Below are 15,678 nucleotides of genomic sequence, written 5' to 3' on the forward strand. Positions count from 1 at the left end.
AATGTGTATAAGAGACAGGGCTTTGGGCAGGAGCCGCGTTGGGGCGAGAGATCGGGGGCCCTTACGCTGGCCGGCGGATCGGGCAGGCTGTGCATCTGCCCGCACGTGCCCGATCAGGGCCCCCGATCTTGGAGGCTCGCCCCAACGTGGCTGCGTAAAGCCTCGGAAACCGCCCCAGCCACGAACGGCCAAGCCGACCGCAGGTCACCCCGTGGGCGGCACACGCCCCAAACGCCCGGACTGGAAGTCCTCGAACGCCTGCACGAGTTCGGCGTGCGTGTTCATCACGAACGGCCCGTAGTGCGCGACCGGCTCGTTGATCGGGCGCCCGCCCAGCAGCAGGATCTCCAGCGCGGGCGTGCGCGCGTCCTGCGTCGCGTCCGCCCGCACCGTCACCGTCGCGCCGGGGCCGAAGACCGCCGTCCGGCCCATCTCGACCGGCCGCCGGTCGGGCCCCACGCCGCCCCGCCCCGCCAGCACGTAGGCCAGCGCGTTGAAGTCCTCGCGCCAGGGCAGCGTCACCTCGGCCCCCGCCGAGACCGTCGCGTGGATCATCGTGATCGGCGTGTGCGTGATCCCGGGGCCGCCGTGGCCGTCGAGCTCGCCCGCGATCAGCCGCAGCAGCGCCCCGCCGTCCTCGCTGGTCAGCAGCTTGACGTTGCTCCCGCCGATGTCCTGGTAGCGCGGCGCGGTCATCTTGTCGCCGGCCGGGAGGTTCACCCAGAGCTGAACGCCGTGGAAGAGGCCGCCCGAGACGACGAGCTCCTCCGGCGGCGCCTCGATGTGCAGCAGCCCGGACCCCGCCGTCATCCACTGGGTGTCGCCGTCGCCGATCACCCCGCCGCCGCCCTCGGAGTCCTGGTGCACGAAGGTGCCGTCGATGAGGTAGGTGACGGTCTCGAACCCGCGGTGCGGGTGCCACGGCGTGCCCTTGGGTTCGCCGGGCGCGTACTCCACCTCGCCCATCTGGTCCATCATGATGAACGGGTCGAGCTGCCGGTGGTTGATCCCGGCGAAGGCGCGGCGGACCGGGAAGCCCTCGCCCTCGTACCCGGTCGGCGCGGTGGTCACGGCGCGCACGGCCCGGGCGGCGGCGGTCGCCGGGGGTGTGGTGACGCGCGGCAGGCTCAGCGGGTTCTCGACGGTGATCGCGGGCATGACGTCCTCCTCGGCGGCTGCCAACAGAATAGTTGAACAGTGAACAGCAGTCGAGGTCCCGGCATTCCGCGTGCTGCGCCCACGCGCCGGAGCGTCCTACCCGTACATCCTGCGCATCGTGTAATCCACCATCTCCTCCACGGACTTGGCGTCCAGCACGATCCGGTGCTCGCCCTCCATGTCCAGCGCGAACCCGTACCCCGTGGGCAGCAGGTCGAGCACCTCGCCGCCGGTCACGGTGAAGTACCGCGACTCCTTGCCCGCGTACCGGCGCAGCTCCTTGAGGGAGGTGAAGAGCGGGATCACCGGCTGCTGCGTGTTGTGCAGCGCGAGGAAGCCCGGGTTCTCGCCGCGCGGGCAGTAGATCTTGGCGCCGAGGAAGACGTCGTGGAACTCCTCGCTCGTCATCGCGCCCGAGGTGTACGCCCGGAGCGCGTCGGCGAGCGAGGGGGGCGCGGATGGGGCGGCGGGCGCTGCCGGCTGCGACTGCTCCGGGTAGAGCTGCTGACCCCCGTATCCGGCGGCGGCGGGCTGCTGCTGCCCCCCGTAGGACTGCTGTCCGGCGTAGCCGGACTGGTCGTAGCCGTACATGTGAGAGAGAGTACCGACTCACATTGACCTGATTCCGCTTGCTTCTTATTACCGATGGGTAGCATCATGGTGTTACCAGCCGGTACCCGATACCTACGGAGTCGTCGCCATGGGGCACTACAAGTCGAATCTCCGCGACATCGAATTCAATCTGTTCGAGGTCCTCGGCCGCGACGCGGTGTACGGCACCGGCCCGTTCGCGGACCTGGACACCGAGACCGCCAGGAGCATGCTCACCGAGATCACCCGGCTGGCCGAGCAGGAGCTCGCCGCCCCCTACGCGGACAACGACCGCCACCCGCCGGTCTTCGACCCCGCGACGCACACCGCGCCGCTGCCGGAGTCGTTCAAGAAGAGCTTCAGGGCCTACATGGACGCCGAGTGGTGGCGCCTGTCCATCGGCGAGGAGCTGGGCGGCCTCACCGCCCCCCGCTCGCTGATCTGGGGCGCCGGGGAGAACGTCCTCGGAGCGAACCCGGCGATCTGGATGTACGCCTCGGGACCGACCTTCGGCCGCGTGCTCTACGACGAGGGCACCGACGAGCAGCGCAGCATCGCGCGGCTGATGGTGGACCTCCGGTGGGGCTCCACCATGGTCCTCACCGAGCCCGACGCGGGCTCCGACGTCGGCGCGGGCCGCACCAGGGCGATCCGCCAGGACGACGGCACCTGGCACATCGAGGGCGTCAAGCGCTTCATCACCTCGGGCGAGCACGACCTCGCGGACAACATCGTGCACTTCGTCCTGGCCCGCCCCGAGGGCCACGGCTCCGGCACCAAGGGCCTGTCCCTCTTCATCGTGCCCAAGTTCGACTTCGACTGGGACACCGGCGCCCTCGGCGAGCGGAACGGGGTGTACGCCACCAACATCGAGCACAAGATGGGCCTCAAGGTGTCGAACACCTGCGAGCTCACCTTCGGCGCCCACGGCCGCCCGGCCAAGGGCTGGCTGCTCGGCGAGAAGCACGACGGCATCCGCCAGATGTTCAAGATCATCGAGTTCGCGCGGATGATGGTCGGCACCAAGGCCATCGCCACCCTCTCCACCGGCTATCTCAACGCCCTGGAGTACGCCAAGGAGCGCGTGCAGGGCCCCGACCTGACGCAGTTCGCCGACAAGTCGACCCCCCGCGTCACCATCACGCACCACCCCGACGTGCGCCGCTCGCTGATGACGCAGAAGGCGTACGCCGAGGGCATGCGCGCGCTCGCGCTGTACACGGCCGCCCTCCAGGACGACATCCTGGTCAAGCGGGCCGCCGGTGAGGACGCCGGCGCCGAGGAGGCGATGAACGACCTGCTGCTCCCCGTGGTCAAGGGGTACGGCTCCGAGCGCTCCTACGAGCAGCTCGCCCACTCGCTCCAGACCCTCGGCGGCTCCGGGTACCTCCAGGAGTACCCGATCGAGCAGTACATCAGGGACGCCAAGATCGACACCCTCTACGAGGGCACCACCGCCATCCAGGGGCAGGACTTCTTCTTCCGCAAGATCGTGCGGAACGAGGGGCGTGCCCTGACCGCGCTCGCCGAGGAGATCAAGAAGTTCCTCGCCGAGGCGCCGGGCGGCGAGGAGCTGGCCGCCGCGCGCGACCAGCTCACGCGGGCCGTCGGCGAGCTGGAGGCCACGGTCGGCGTCCTGCTCACCGACCTCGCCGCCACCGAGAAGGACGTCCGCTCGCTGTACAAGGTCGGGCTGAACACGACGGCGTTCCTCATGGCCTCCGGCGATGTGATCGTCGGGTACCTGCTGCTGCGCGGCGCCGCCGTGGCCGCGGCCAAGCTGCCGGACGCCGGGCCCCGGGACACCGCGTTCTACCAGGGCAAGATCGCCGCCGCCCGCCACTTCGCGGCCACCGTGCTCCCCGCGGTCGCGATCTCCCGCACCATCGCCGAGACCACCGACCTCTCCCTGATGGACCTCGACGAGGACGCGTTCTGACCGTTCCCGCCGCTCCGGCCGCCGCTCCGGCCGGAGCGGCCCCGCGCTGACACGGCCCCGTCCCCACCCCCGAGGCCCCGGTCCCCACCACTCCACGCACGGGGACCGGGGCCTCGGGCACGCGCCGGCGTGTGACGCGGTCCGCTCGCCACGGGCGGGGCCGGGCGACCCGGGCGTTCGTATGCTGAGTGACATGACTGCACCCTTCGACCGGGCCCACACGGACGACCTCATGGGCTTCCTCACGGCCTCGCCCTCGCCGTACCACGCGGTGGCGAACGCCGCGCAGCGCCTGGAGAAGGCCGGGTTCAGGCAGGCCGAGGAGACGGCGGCGTGGGACGGGGAGGCCGGGGGCCGCTTCGTCACCCGGGGCGGGGCGCTGGTCGCCTGGTGGGTCCCCGAGGGCGCCGGGCCCGCCACGCCGTTCCGCGTCCTGGGCGCCCACACCGACTCGCCCAACCTGCGGATCAAGCCCGTCCCCGACACCGGGCGGGCCGGGTGGAAGCAGCTGGCCGTGGAGATCTACGGCGGCACCCTGCTCAACACGTGGCTCGACCGCGATCTGGGCCTGTCCGGGCGGCTGGCCCTGCGCGACGGCTCCAGCACGCTCGTGCACGTCGACCGGCCGCTGGTGCGCGTCCCGCAGCTCGCCATCCACCTGGACCGCGGCGCCAACGACGGCCTCGCCCTGGACCGGCAGCGCCACATGACGCCGATCTGGGGCATCGGCACCCCGCGCGAGGGCGAGCTCGTCGAGTTCCTCGCCACCGAGGCCGGGCTCGCGCCGCGCGACGTCCTCGGCTTCGACCTGATGGCCCACAGCGTCGAGCCCCCGGCCTACCTGGGCAAGGACCGCGAGCTGCTGGCGGGCCCCCGCATGGACAACCTGCTGTCGGTCCACGCCGCGACCGCCGCGCTGACCGCCGCGGCCGGAGCGGACCCGCGCCACATCCCGGTGCTCGCCGCGTTCGACCACGAGGAGAACGGCTCCACCTCGGACACCGGCGCCCAGGGCCCGTTGCTCGGCACCGTGCTGCACCGCTCCGTCCACGCCCGCGGCGGCGGGTTCGAGGAGAGGGCGCGCGCCCTGGCCGGTTCGTTCTGCCTGTCCTCCGACACCGGGCACGCCGTCCACCCCAACTACCCCGAGCGGCACGACCCCGACCACCACCCCATGGCGGGCGGCGGCCCCATCCTCAAGGTCAACGTCAACCAGCGCTACGCCACCGACGGCACCGGCAGGGCCGAGTTCGCCGCCGCGTGCGAGCGCGCGGGCGTGCCCTGGCAGTCGTTCGTGTCGAACAACGCGGTCCCCTGCGGCACCACCATCGGCCCCATCACCGCGGCCAGGCACGGCATTTCCACCGTGGACATCGGCGCCGCGATCCTGTCGATGCACTCGGCCCGCGAGCTGTGCGGCACCGCCGACCCCTACCTGCTGGCCAACGCGATGACGGCGTTCCTGCTGCCCTGACACGCCCCACGCGCCCCACACGCCTGTGGCGGGCCTGACGACGAGCCGTCACGGACCTGTGAAACCCGCACGGCACCGTGGAGTTCACGGGGGCGGCCGGCACCGCACTGCACGGCGGTACCGGCCGGCTCCGTCAATCGCCCGGCTGGTGGCTGCACACCGCGCTGGCCCCCTAGGATTCCTCTCCAGAAGCATTCACCGGCTGCGCCCGCGCAGCGTAACGTGTGAACACCCAAGCCAGCGACGATCCGCCACGAGGGGTCCCGTGACCGTGCAGCCGAGCCTTCAACCGTCCATCGATGCCTGGACCCAGACCATCGAGGCGATATCCGAGCTCGTCTCCTCGCTCGTGGACGGTGAATGGAACCGCCCGACGGAGTGCCCCGGCTGGTCGGTGCGGGACGTGGTGTCGCACGTGATCGGCGGCGAGTGCGAGGCGCTGGGCGACCCCCGCCCGATCCACACCCTGCCGCGCGACCTCTACCACGTCGTGGACGAGCCCACGCGTTACCTGGAGGTCCAGGTCGATGTGCGGCGCCACCACACCGGGCCCGAGATGACGAGCGAGCTGGAGTACACGATCATCCGCCGCTCGCGCCAGCTCAGGAACGAGCGGCGCAAGCCCGAGGACATCATCTCCCACCCGCTCTACGGGCAGTTGTCGCTGCACGCGTTCCTCGACGCCCGCGTCTTCGACGTCTGGACCCACGAGCAGGACATCCGCCGCGCGCTGCGCCGGCCCGGGGGCCTGGACACCAACGCCGCCCTGGTCGCCCGCGACGTGCTGCTCCAGCGGCTGCCCAAGCTGATCGCCGAGGACGCGGGCGCGCCGAAGAAGTCGGCCGTGGTGTTCGACGTGAGCGGTCCCGTGGAGTTCCTGCGCACCGTGCGCGTGGACGACGAGGGCAACGGCACGGTGGACAGCAGCCCTTCGCTGGGGCCGATCGTCACGTTCACCCTGGACTGGGAGACCTTCACGCGGCTGGTCGGCGGGCGGGTCAGGTCCCGGCAGCGGATCGCCGACAAGCTCAAGGTCGAGGGCGACGCCGCCCTCGCCGAGCGGATCCTCTCCAGCTTCTCCCCCGCGCACTGAGCGCGGGGGGCGCCGGCCGCCGCGGGGACGACCGGCGCGCCGGGCCCGTCGCGGACCTCAGTTGGGCGGCTCGCGGCCGGTGGAGACGGTCAGCGTGATGTCGTCCTCGTCGGGCGTGTAGGGCTCGCCGAACGCCGGGGTCTGGGCGACGACCATGCCCTCGCCCTTGATGACCTCGTCCTTGTACTCCACGTCCTCGTCGTAGGACCAGCCCGCGTCCCTGATGCACTGCTTGACCGAGTCGATGTGCCAGTCGTAGAAGTCCGGCATCACGAAGGCGCCCGGGTTCGCCTCCTGGTCGTAGTACTCGTTCGCGTGCGTGCACTCCGTCGGGTCGATGGCCTGCTCCGGGTCGCCCTCGGTGAACCTCGGGCTCTCCTCCGCGGTCGGCTCCTCGCCGCCGCCGTCGCCGCCCGGCTCCTGGCTGCTGCCCGTGGTGTCGCCCGCGTCGTCCGTCTCGTCGCCGCCGTTGGTGAGGACCACGACGATCGCCACGGCCGCGACCAGCGCGATCGCCACCACCGCGGCCGTCATCACCATCCAGGTGCTGGTGCGCTCGCCGTTCCCCGGGGGGGGGGGCGGCGGGGTCCCCGGGCCGTTGACCTGGAACGGGGGCGGGGTGCTCGGCGGCGCGGCCTGCGGGTACCCGTAGCCGCCGGCCGGCGGGGTGGGCGCGTACGGGGAGGGCACCGGCGAGGTGGGCGCGGTCGGGCCGCCGAACTCGGGGAACACGGCGTGCGAGACGGCCGACCCGCTGTTGGTCGCGGCGTGCGCGCCCGGCACGATCTGCGGCGCCGCGCCCGTGAGGGACCCGGCCAGGCGCAGGCACTCGGCGCGGAACACCTCGGCGGAGGGGAAGCGCTCGTTGGGGTTCTTCTTCAGCGCCGTGGCCACCAGCGCGTCGACCGCGGGCGGGACCGAGGCGTTGATCGAGGAGGGCGCGGGCGGCTCCTCCTGGACGTGCGCGTACGCGATGGCCAGCGGCGAGTCCGCGTCGAACGGCAGCCGCCCGGTGAGCAGTTCGAAGAGCATGACGCCCACCGAGTACAGGTCGGAGCGGGCGTCGACGCCGCGCCCGAGGGCCTGCTCGGGGGAGAGGTACTGCGGGGTGCCGACCACCATGCCGGTCTGGGTCATCGCGGTGACGCCGGACTGCATCGCGCGCGCGATGCCGAAGTCCATGACCTTCACCACGTTCCGCCGGGTGAGCATCACGTTGCCCGGCTTGATGTCGCGGTGGACCAGGCCCATCTCGTGGCTGATGTCGAGCGCCGCGAGCACGTCGGCGGTGATCGTCAGCGCCCGGTCGGCGGGCATCGCGCCGAACCGCGCGATGTCCTGCTCCAGTTCGTCGCGGAGCGGGCGGCCCTCGACGTACTCCATGACGATGTACGGCACGGGGCCGTCGCCTATGCGGTCCTCGCCGGTGTCGAAGACGGAGACGATGTTGGTGTGGCTGAGCTTGGCGACCGACTGCGCCTCGCGCTTGAACCGCTCCCTGAAGGCGTCCTCGCGCCCCAGCTCCGAGTGCATGGTCTTGATGGCGACATACCGCTCGAGGACCGTGTCGTATGCCAGGTGGACCGAGGCCATGCCGCCCGTGCCCAGCACATCGCGCAGTTGATAGCGGCCGCCTCCCACGGAGCGGCCCGTCCAGTCACCAGGCGGCTGCGCGTGGTCACTCATCCGACTGTTCCCCCTAGGCGGCGTTGCGTCCGTGCGCTGTGATGAGCACACCCTCTCGCCGCGCATAATACGGACCCGGTTGTCCGCCTCAAGTCTGCCGCAGGGTCCAGGCACGTCAAGCACGTTGTCCGTTCCGTGACCGGCCCCCGACGGCTCAACTTGTCAGTGTGCCCTCCGAACGGGTTTGATGGCCAGGGGAGCACGCGACAACGGCGAGGACTGATGGCACAGGAGCAAGGCGCCAGGGGCTCCGGCGAGGAGGGTCAGGGACCCTTCGGTCGCGAAGTGCCCGACTCACCCGAGCTCTGGGGGAACAACGGCCTGGTCGGAGACGGCCGTTACCGGCTGACGCACCGCCTCGGGCGGGGCGGCATGGCCGAGGTCTACGCCGCGGAGGACGTGCGGCTCGGGAGGACCGTCGCGGTCAAGCTGCTCCGCGCCGACCTGGCCCAGGACCCGGTCTCCAAGGCCCGCTTCACGCGCGAGGCCCAGTCGGTCGCCGGGCTCAACCACCACGCGGTCGTGGCGGTCTACGACTCGGGCGAGGAGCCCGTCGGCGGCAGCCTCGTTCCCTACATCGTGATGGAGCTCGTCAACGGCAAGACGATCAGGGAGCTCCTGATCGACGCCGAGGGCCCGCCCGCGACCCAGGCGCTCATCATCGTCTCCGGCGTGCTGGAGGCCCTGGCCTACAGCCACCACCACGGCATCGTCCACCGCGACATCAAGCCGGCGAACGTCATCATCACCGAGACCGGCACGGTCAAGGTGATGGACTTCGGCATCGCCCGCGCCCTGCACGGCGCCGCGCAGACCATGACCCAGACCGGCATGGTCATGGGCACCCCCCAGTACCTCTCGCCGGAGCAGGCCCTCGGCAAGCCCATCGACACCAGGTCCGACCTGTACGCCGTCGGCTGCCTGCTGTTCGAGCTGCTCACGCTGCGCCCGCCCTTCGTGGGCGAGACGCCGCTCGCCGTCGTCTACCAGCACGTCCAGGACACGCCCCGGCTGCCGTCCGAGCTGACCACCGCCGCGCCGCCCGAGCTCGACGGCCTGGTGATGCGCTCCCTGGCCAAGGACCCGGACGACCGTTTCCAGTCGGCCGAGGAGATGCGCGGCCTGGTCCAGTACGCGCTGCGGATGCTGGAGGAGCACGGCGGCCACACCGCCGGCCTGTGGAACACGGGCTCCGTCACGGGCGGCGCCACCCCGCCCATGGGCATGACCACCCCGGCGCCCAGAGGCGCGCGCGAGGCCCCGACCGGGCAGTACCCGTCGCCGATGCTGCTCGGCGACGGGGCCGACGACGGGGACGGGCACGGCCGCGGCCACGGTCGCGGCGAGGGGAACGGGAGGCGCGGCCGGATGATACTGGTCGCCCTGCTGGCCCTGGTCGCCATCGGCACCGGCGTGCTCGTCGCGGCCAACCTCGGCGGCGGCGACGACCCCGAGGACAACCCGGCCGACCCCGGCACCAGCGAGCCCGCCGACACCCGGGACGAGGATCCGACCCCGGACCGGCCGAGCGCGACCGAGGACACCGAGCCGCCCGAGGACGACGACGGCGACTACCCGCCGCCCGACACCGGCGGGGACGAGCCGACGGAGACCGGGACCGGCACCCCGACGGAGTCCGAGACCGGCACCCCGACCGAGCCCACGGACCCGGGCGAGCCGACCGACCCGGAGGACCCGGGCGGCGGCGAGAACGAGGGCGGCGACGAGGGAACGGACGAGGGCGGCACGGACGAGGGCGGGACCGACGAAGGCGGCACGGACGAGGGCGGGACCGACGAAGGCGGCACGGACGAGGGCGGCACCGACGAGGGCGGGGCCGACCAGGGCACCGTCGAGGGCGGCACCGCCCCCAGCACCGCCGGTGGGTCGGGCCCCTGACCCGGCGACGGGGCTCTCCGACCGCACGCTGAACGCACTGCTGCGCCGCTACGGCGCCGGTGAGCCCGTCGCCTGCGCCCGCGTCGCCGAGGGACTCCTCAACCGGGGCTACCGGCTGGCCACCACGCGCGGCCACTTCTTCCTCAAGCACCACCTCGGCGGCGACCCGGAGACCGTCATACCCCTGGTCGCCCAGCACCGGGCGACCGCCGCGCTGGCCGCGCTCGGCCTGCCGGTGGTGCCTCCGCTCGCCGACCGGGACGGCCGCACCGTCGCCGTCCACCGCGGCCGGTGCTACGCCCTGCACCCGTGGGTCGAGGGCCGCCACCGCCACGGGTGCCAGCTCAGCGGGGGGCAGAGCCGCCGCCTCGGCGCGCTGCTGGGGCGCGTGCACCGGGCGCTGGAGAGCGTGATAGGGCGTTCTCCGCTGTCCAGGCCCCCGGCGGGCGAGGCCGCCGCGCCGGCACACACCCACGCCGTCATCGACCACCTGCTCACGCGGGTGCGGAGCCGTTCCCGCCGCAGCGGCTTCGACGAGCTGGCCGAGCACCGGCTGCTCGAACGGCGGGGCCTGCTGAGCGACCACGCCCATCTGCGGCCCGGCTCGGCCGAGGTCCCCGCCGAGGGCTGGGTGCACGGCGACTTCCACCCGCTGAACCTGCTCTACCGGACCGAGGGCCCCGTCGAGCCGGTGGCCATCGTGGACTGGGACCGACTCGGCGTGCGCCCCCGCGCGGAGGAGGCGGTGCGCGCCGCCGCGATCTTCTATCTCCGCCCCGACGGCAGCCTGGACCTGGCGAAGATCCGCGCGTACGCCCGCGCGTACCGGCGGGCGACGGGCGCCTCCTCCGCCGAGTTGGCGGCGGGCGTGCGCCGGGTGTGGTGGGAACGTTTGAACGACTTCTGGATGCTGCACTGGCACTACGAACGCGGCGACCCCCGCCCGGACCCGCAGTTCCCCGCCGCCGCGGCTCTGGTGGTGTGGTGGACGCGGAACGGGCCCGCGGTCACCGACGCGTTCTGCGACTGAGCCGGGGCACCGGCGCCCCGCGGGGTCTACCTGCCGCGTTCGGCCTGGTGGCGGGCCACGTAGGCGGCGGCCTGGGAGCGGCGTTCCATGCCGAGCTTGGACAGCAGGCTGGAGACATAGTTCTTGATCGTCTTCTCGGCGAGGTGCAGCCGGTCGCCGATGGCGCGGTTGGTCAGCCCCTCGCCGATCAGGGTGAGGATGCGGCGCTCCTGCTCGGTGAGCCGGGCCAGCGCCTCGTCCTCCCCGGCGCCGCCGCTGCGCAGGCGGGCCAGCACGCGCTGCGTGGCGTCGGGGTCGAGCAGCGACCTGCCCGCGGCCACGTCCCTGACGGCGGACAGCAGTTCGTCCCCCCGGATGGCCTTGAGGACATAGCCGGAGGCGCCGGCGACGATCGCGTCGAACAGGGCCTCGTCGTCCGCGTACGAGGTGAGCATCAGACACCTGATCGACTCGTCCCGTGAACGGACCTCGCGGCAGACCTCGACGCCGCTGCCGTCGGGGAGCCGCACGTCGAGCACGGCCACGTCCGGCCTGGCCGCGGGGATGCGGGTCATCGCGTCGGCCGCCGTCCCGGCCTCGCCGACCACCTCCATGTCCGGTTCCATCACGACGAGTTCGTGCACGCCACGACGGACGACTTCGTGGTCGTCGACCAGGAATACGGTGATTTTTCCGTTGTCGGACACGGAGTCAGTGTCACACAGGAGCCCGGTCCCCGCCCTGCACCGCTCTTCCCGGGACCCAGTTGCCCGGGTTAACGTGCAGGTGTCCTTCACCCCTGCCAGGCTTGGAGCAGCACCGTTCCCCACCCGCCCCCGAACTACTTGGATTTCCAGGTAAATCCGCAGGTCAGGGGCGGTTTCATGGGTTGTGGACCCACTGGATACCGTGCTCTTATGGGGCCGTCGGCAGGGACGAGAACGGGACAGAGAACCGCCCGGTTCCGTCCACGCCGCACACACCCCCGTGCGCCGTACGGGACCGGACGGGCCGCACTGGCCGCCCGGTGGACCCCGGGGGCCGGACCGACGGAGGAGCACGAGTGACCGTGGAAAGCACCGCCGCACGTGGCAGGCCACGCAGCGCCGCGGCGAAGAAGACGGCAGGCGGCAGGACGGCGGGGAAGCCGACGGGGAAGGCCGCGGGGAAGGGCGGGTCGGCGCCGGACCGCCCCGAGATGGTGCAGCTCCTGACGCCCGAGGGCGAGCGCGTCGAGCACCCCGACTACGCGCTGGAGACCACCCCCGAGCAGCTGCGCGGCCTGTACCGGGACATGATCCTCACGCGCCGCTTCGACGCCGAGGCCACCGCGTTGCAGCGCCAGGGCGAGCTGGGCCTGTGGCCCTCGCTGCTCGGCCAGGAGGCCGCCCAGATCGGCTCGGGCCGCGCGCTGCGCGACGACGACTACGTCTTCCCCACCTACCGGGAGCACGGCGTGGCCTGGTGCAGGGGCGTGGACCCGACGCTGCTGCTCGGGATGTTCCGTGGCGTCAACCACGGCGGCTGGGACCCGGGCGGCAACAACTTCCACCTCTACACCATCGTCATCGGCTCGCAGGTGCTGCACGCCACGGGCTACGCGATGGGCGTGGCCAAGGACGGCGCCGACGTGGCCGTGCTGGCGTACTTCGGCGACGGCGCCTCCAGCCAGGGCGACGTGGCGGAGGCGTTCACCTTCGCCGCCGTCTACAACGCGCCGGTGGTGTTCTTCTGCCAGAACAACCAGTGGGCGATCTCCGAGCCGACCGAGCGCCAGACCCGCGTTCCGCTGTACCAGCGGGCGCAGGGCTACGGGTTCCCCGGCGTCCGGGTCGACGGCAACGACGTGCTGGCCGTGCTCGCGGTGACGCGCGCCGCGGCGGAGCACGCCCGCACCGGGCAGGGGCCGATCCTGGTGGAGGCGTTCACCTACCGGATGGGCGCGCACACGACGTCGGACGACCCGACGCGCTACCGCCGCAAGGAGGAGCTGGAGGTCTGGGAGGGGAAGGACCCGATATTGCGCCTGCGCCGCCTGCTGGAGCGGGAGAGCGCGGCGGACGAGGCGTTCTTCGCGGAGCTCGACGAGGAGAGCGACGCGCTGGCGCGGCGCGTGCGCGAGGCCATCCGGACCATGCCCGACCCGGACGGCATGGCGATGTTCGAGCACACATACGCGGACGGCCACACGCTGGTGGACGAGGAGCGCGCGCAGTACGCGGCGTATCTGGCGTCCTTCGCCGACCACGAGGGGAACTGACATGGCCGAGAAGATGGCTCTGGCCAAGGCCCTGACCTCCTCGCTGCGCTCCGCCCTGGAGAGCGACCCGAAGGTCCTGGTCATGGGCGAGGACGTGGGCAAGCTCGGGGGGGTCTTCCGGGTCACGGACGGACTGCAGAAGGACTTCGGCGAGGACCGGGTGATCGACACCCCGCTGGCCGAGTCGGGCATCATCGGGACGGCGATCGGCCTGGCGCTGCGGGGGTACCGGCCGGTCGCGGAGATCCAGTTCGACGGCTTCGTCTTCCCCGCGTACGACCAGATCGTCACGCAGCTGGCGAAGATGCACGCCAGGTCGCTGGGAACGGTCAAGCTGCCGGTCGTCATCCGGATCCCCTACGGCGGCGGCATCGGCGCCGTCGAGCACCACAGCGAGTCGCCCGAGTCGCTGTTCGCGCACGTGGCGGGCCTGAAGGTCGTGACGCCCGCGGACGCCTCGGACGCGTACTGGATGCTGCGGCAGTCGATCGAGTGCGACGACCCGGTGGTCTTCTTCGAGCCGAAGGCCCGTTACTGGGACAAGGGCGAGGTCGACACGGCGGGCATCCCCGGGCCGCTGCACGCCGCCAAGGTGGTCAGGGAGGGCGAGAACCTGACGCTGGCGGCCTACGGGCCCTCGGTGAAGACCTGCCTGGCCGCGGCCGCCGCGGCACAGGAGGACGGCGTCTCGCTGGAGGTGCTCGACCTGCGGTCGGTCTCGCCGCTCGACTTCGACGCGATCCAGCGGTCGGTCGAACGAACGCGGCGCCTGGTCGTCGTGCACGAGGCGCCGGTGTTCTTCGGCTCGGGCGCGGAGGTGGCGGCACGGATCACCGAGCGGTGCTTCTACCATCTTGAGGCTCCGGTGCTCAGGGTCGGCGGCTTCCACGCCCCCTATCCGCCGGCGCGCCTGGAGGAGGAGTACCTTCCGGGGCTGGACAGGGTGCTGGACAGCGTTGATCGCGCCTTGGCGTACTGAGGGAGAGGCTGAGGAGAGTCGTGACGATGGCTGCTGAGGCACAGCGCTACCGAGAGTTCAGAATGCCGGACGTGGGCGAGGGTCTCACGGAGGCGGAGATCCTGAAGTGGCTGGTCCGGCCCGGCGACACGGTCGCCGACGGGCAGGTGGTCGTCGAGGTCGAGACGGCCAAGGCCGCCGTCGAGCTGCCCATCCCGTACGACGGGGAGGTGCGCGAGCTCCTGTTCGAGGAGGGCACGACGGTCGACGTCGGCATGCCGATCATCAGGATCGACACGGATCCCTCCGGGGCCCCGGCCGAGGAGCCCTCCGAGGAGCCCGCGAAGGCGGGCACCGCGAGCCGGGAGCCGGTCCTGGTCGGCTACGGCGTCTCGCAGGCGTCGACCAAGCGGCGCCCGCGGAAGGCCGCCGTCCCGGCCCAGCAGGCCGGGGCGCAACCCGACACGCAACCCAGCGCGCAACCCAGCGCGCGATCCGAGGCGCAACCCGGCGCGCACCTCGGCGAGGCTTACGCGCGGCCCGGCGGCGCGGCCGGGGAACGGCCGCTGGCCAAGCCGCCGGTGCGGAAGCTGGCCAAGGACCTGGGCGTGGACCTGTCGGCTGTCATCCCCTCGGGGCCCGACGGCGTGGTCACCCGCGAGGACGTGCACGCCGCCGTCCGGCCCGAGCCCGAGCCCGTTCCCGTCGCCGAGGCGGAGCCCGCCGCGGCGGATGCCCGGGAGCGGCGGGTCCCGGTCAAGGGGGTGCGGAAGGCCACCGCGCAGGCGATGGTGGCCAGCGCCTTCACCGCGCCGCACGTCACGGAGTTCGTGACGGTCGACGTCACCCGCACGGTCCGCATGGTCGAACGGCTGCGCAAGGACCCGGACATGGAAGGGCTGCGCGTCAACTCCCTGCTCCTCGTGGCCAAGGCGCTCCTGGTCGCCATCCGGCGCAACCCGGACGTCAACGCCGCCTGGGACGAGGAGCGTCAGGAGATCGTCCACAAGGACTATGTGAACCTGGGCATCGCCGCGGCCACCCCGCGCGGGCTGATCGTGCCCAACGTCAAGGACGCGGGCGCCAAGTCGCTCCCCGAGCTGTCCGTGGCGCTGACGGAGCTGGTCGCCACGGCCAGGGAGGGGAAGACGTCCCTGGCCGACATGCGGGACGGCACGGTGACCATCACCAACATCGGGGTCTTCGGCATCGACACCGGCACCCCGATCCTCACCCCGGGGGAGTCCGCGATCCTCGCCCTCGGCGCCATCAGGGAGCGACCCTGGGTGCACAAGGGGAAGGTCACACCGCGGCACGTCACCACGCTCGCGCTCTCGTTCGACCACCGGCTGGTGGACGGCGAGCTCGGCTCCCGCGTCCTCGCGGACGTGGCGGCCGTGCTGGAGCGTCCGAAGAGGCTGCTCACCTGGGGCTGAACGGGTGACGGCGGGGGGGGGGCCGGGGGCCGCCCCCCCCCCCCCCCCCCCCCCGCCGTTCCGAACGCCTCGCCGACTCGGCCGCCCGCATCCTTCGCACGGTCACCCGCCGGGCCGCCACGCTCGGCGACGCGGACGCCGTCGCCACGTACTTCACCTCCGACCCGATGAGCCA

At 72.3% G+C, this 15,678-nt stretch carries 12 protein-coding genes; 8 read left to right on the top strand and 4 right to left on the bottom strand.

Translation table 11 applies throughout. The annotated features are described in order from the left end of the window. Positions 1-204: 204 nt before the first annotated feature. Both ADY01_RS20450 and ADY01_RS20455 read right to left on the bottom strand, forming a co-directional pair. Entirely contained in the window at positions 205-1,158 is a 954-nt protein-coding gene (locus ADY01_RS20450) for a pirin family protein (RefSeq protein ID WP_049575535.1), read from the bottom strand. A gap of 96 nt (positions 1,159-1,254) precedes the next feature. Then, positions 1,255-1,749 (bottom strand): SseB family protein, encoded by a 495-nt coding sequence (locus ADY01_RS20455; protein WP_049575538.1) that lies wholly within the window; start codon positions 1,747-1,749, stop codon positions 1,255-1,257. 109 nt (positions 1,750-1,858) lie between these two features. On the opposite strand from ADY01_RS20455, the gene ADY01_RS20460 reads away from it, so the two are divergent. From ADY01_RS20460 to ADY01_RS20470, 3 genes are all read left to right on the top strand, one after another. Then, a complete protein-coding gene (locus tag ADY01_RS20460) occupies positions 1,859-3,688 on the top strand; it encodes an acyl-CoA dehydrogenase (protein WP_049575541.1) in 1,830 nt (609 codons plus the stop codon). 193 nt (positions 3,689-3,881) lie between these two features. Further along, positions 3,882-5,162, top strand: coding sequence for a M18 family aminopeptidase (locus ADY01_RS20465; RefSeq protein ID WP_049575544.1), 1,281 nt, complete (start codon positions 3,882-3,884; stop codon positions 5,160-5,162). 265 nt (positions 5,163-5,427) lie between these two features. Further along, complete coding sequence (locus ADY01_RS20470; protein ID WP_049575547.1) at positions 5,428-6,255, top strand: maleylpyruvate isomerase family mycothiol-dependent enzyme; 828 nt, start codon at positions 5,428-5,430, stop codon at positions 6,253-6,255. A gap of 57 nt (positions 6,256-6,312) precedes the next feature. On the opposite strand, the gene ADY01_RS20475 is transcribed toward ADY01_RS20470, so the two are convergent. Then, complete coding sequence (locus tag ADY01_RS20475; RefSeq protein ID WP_049575549.1) at positions 6,313-7,941, bottom strand: protein kinase domain-containing protein; 1,629 nt, start codon at positions 7,939-7,941, stop codon at positions 6,313-6,315. A 222-nt stretch (positions 7,942-8,163) separates the two neighbouring features. Between ADY01_RS20475 and ADY01_RS20480 the strand changes: the two genes are divergently transcribed. Both ADY01_RS20480 and ADY01_RS20485 read left to right on the top strand, forming a co-directional pair. After that, a complete protein-coding gene (locus ADY01_RS20480) occupies positions 8,164-9,840 on the top strand; it encodes a protein kinase domain-containing protein (protein WP_049575552.1) in 1,677 nt (558 codons plus the stop codon). Next, the gene (locus ADY01_RS20485) at positions 9,824-10,870 is read left to right on the top strand and encodes a phosphotransferase (RefSeq protein WP_049575555.1); all 1,047 of its coding nucleotides are present in this window, start codon (positions 9,824-9,826) and stop codon (positions 10,868-10,870) included. The genes ADY01_RS20480 and ADY01_RS20485 overlap by 17 nt, the downstream gene beginning before the upstream one ends. A 26-nt stretch (positions 10,871-10,896) precedes the next feature. Here the strand turns inward: ADY01_RS20485 and ADY01_RS20490 are convergent, their stop codons facing one another. After that, positions 10,897-11,556, bottom strand: coding sequence for a response regulator (locus ADY01_RS20490; protein WP_049575558.1), 660 nt, complete (start codon positions 11,554-11,556; stop codon positions 10,897-10,899). Positions 11,557-11,912: 356 nt separating this feature from the next. Between ADY01_RS20490 and pdhA the strand changes: the two genes are divergently transcribed. Genes pdhA through ADY01_RS20505 form a run of 3 tightly spaced genes read left to right on the top strand, consistent with a single transcriptional unit; the run spans position 11,913 to position 15,503 of the window. Continuing rightward, the gene (gene pdhA, locus ADY01_RS20495; protein ID WP_049575561.1) at positions 11,913-13,109 is read left to right on the top strand and encodes a pyruvate dehydrogenase (acetyl-transferring) E1 component subunit alpha; all 1,197 of its coding nucleotides are present in this window, start codon (positions 11,913-11,915) and stop codon (positions 13,107-13,109) included. A gap of 1 nt (position 13,110) precedes the next feature. Beyond that, positions 13,111-14,088: an alpha-ketoacid dehydrogenase subunit beta gene (locus tag ADY01_RS20500; protein ID WP_049575563.1), complete on the top strand. Its 978-nt coding sequence runs from the start codon at positions 13,111-13,113 to the stop codon at positions 14,086-14,088. A 26-nt stretch (positions 14,089-14,114) separates the two neighbouring features. After that, the gene (locus ADY01_RS20505; protein WP_049575567.1) at positions 14,115-15,503 is read left to right on the top strand and encodes a dihydrolipoamide acetyltransferase family protein; all 1,389 of its coding nucleotides are present in this window, start codon (positions 14,115-14,117) and stop codon (positions 15,501-15,503) included. Positions 15,504-15,678 lie beyond the last annotated feature (175 nt).

Origin of the sequence: Streptomyces sp. SBT349, from assembly GCF_001083795.1 — a bacterium.
Lineage (GTDB): Bacteria > Actinomycetota > Actinomycetes > Streptomycetales > Streptomycetaceae > Streptomyces.

What these genes read in the sequence shown, in the direction of transcription:
- ADY01_RS20475 (WP_049575549.1), bottom strand. Translation starts at nt 7,941, where the DNA reads ATGAGTGACCACGCGCAGCCGCCTGGTGACTGGACGGGCCGCTCCGTG.
- ADY01_RS20500 (WP_049575563.1), top strand. Translation starts at nt 13,111, where the DNA reads ATGGCCGAGAAGATGGCTCTGGCCAAGGCCCTGACCTCCTCGCTGCGC.
- ADY01_RS20450 (WP_049575535.1), bottom strand. Translation starts at nt 1,158, where the DNA reads ATGCCCGCGATCACCGTCGAGAACCCGCTGAGCCTGCCGCGCGTCACC.
- ADY01_RS20480 (WP_049575552.1), top strand. Translation starts at nt 8,164, where the DNA reads ATGGCACAGGAGCAAGGCGCCAGGGGCTCCGGCGAGGAGGGTCAGGGA.
- ADY01_RS20455 (WP_049575538.1), bottom strand. Translation starts at nt 1,749, where the DNA reads ATGTACGGCTACGACCAGTCCGGCTACGCCGGACAGCAGTCCTACGGG.
- ADY01_RS20460 (WP_049575541.1), top strand. Translation starts at nt 1,859, where the DNA reads ATGGGGCACTACAAGTCGAATCTCCGCGACATCGAATTCAATCTGTTC.
- ADY01_RS20505 (WP_049575567.1), top strand. Translation starts at nt 14,115, where the DNA reads ATGGCTGCTGAGGCACAGCGCTACCGAGAGTTCAGAATGCCGGACGTG.
- ADY01_RS20465 (WP_049575544.1), top strand. Translation starts at nt 3,882, where the DNA reads ATGACTGCACCCTTCGACCGGGCCCACACGGACGACCTCATGGGCTTC.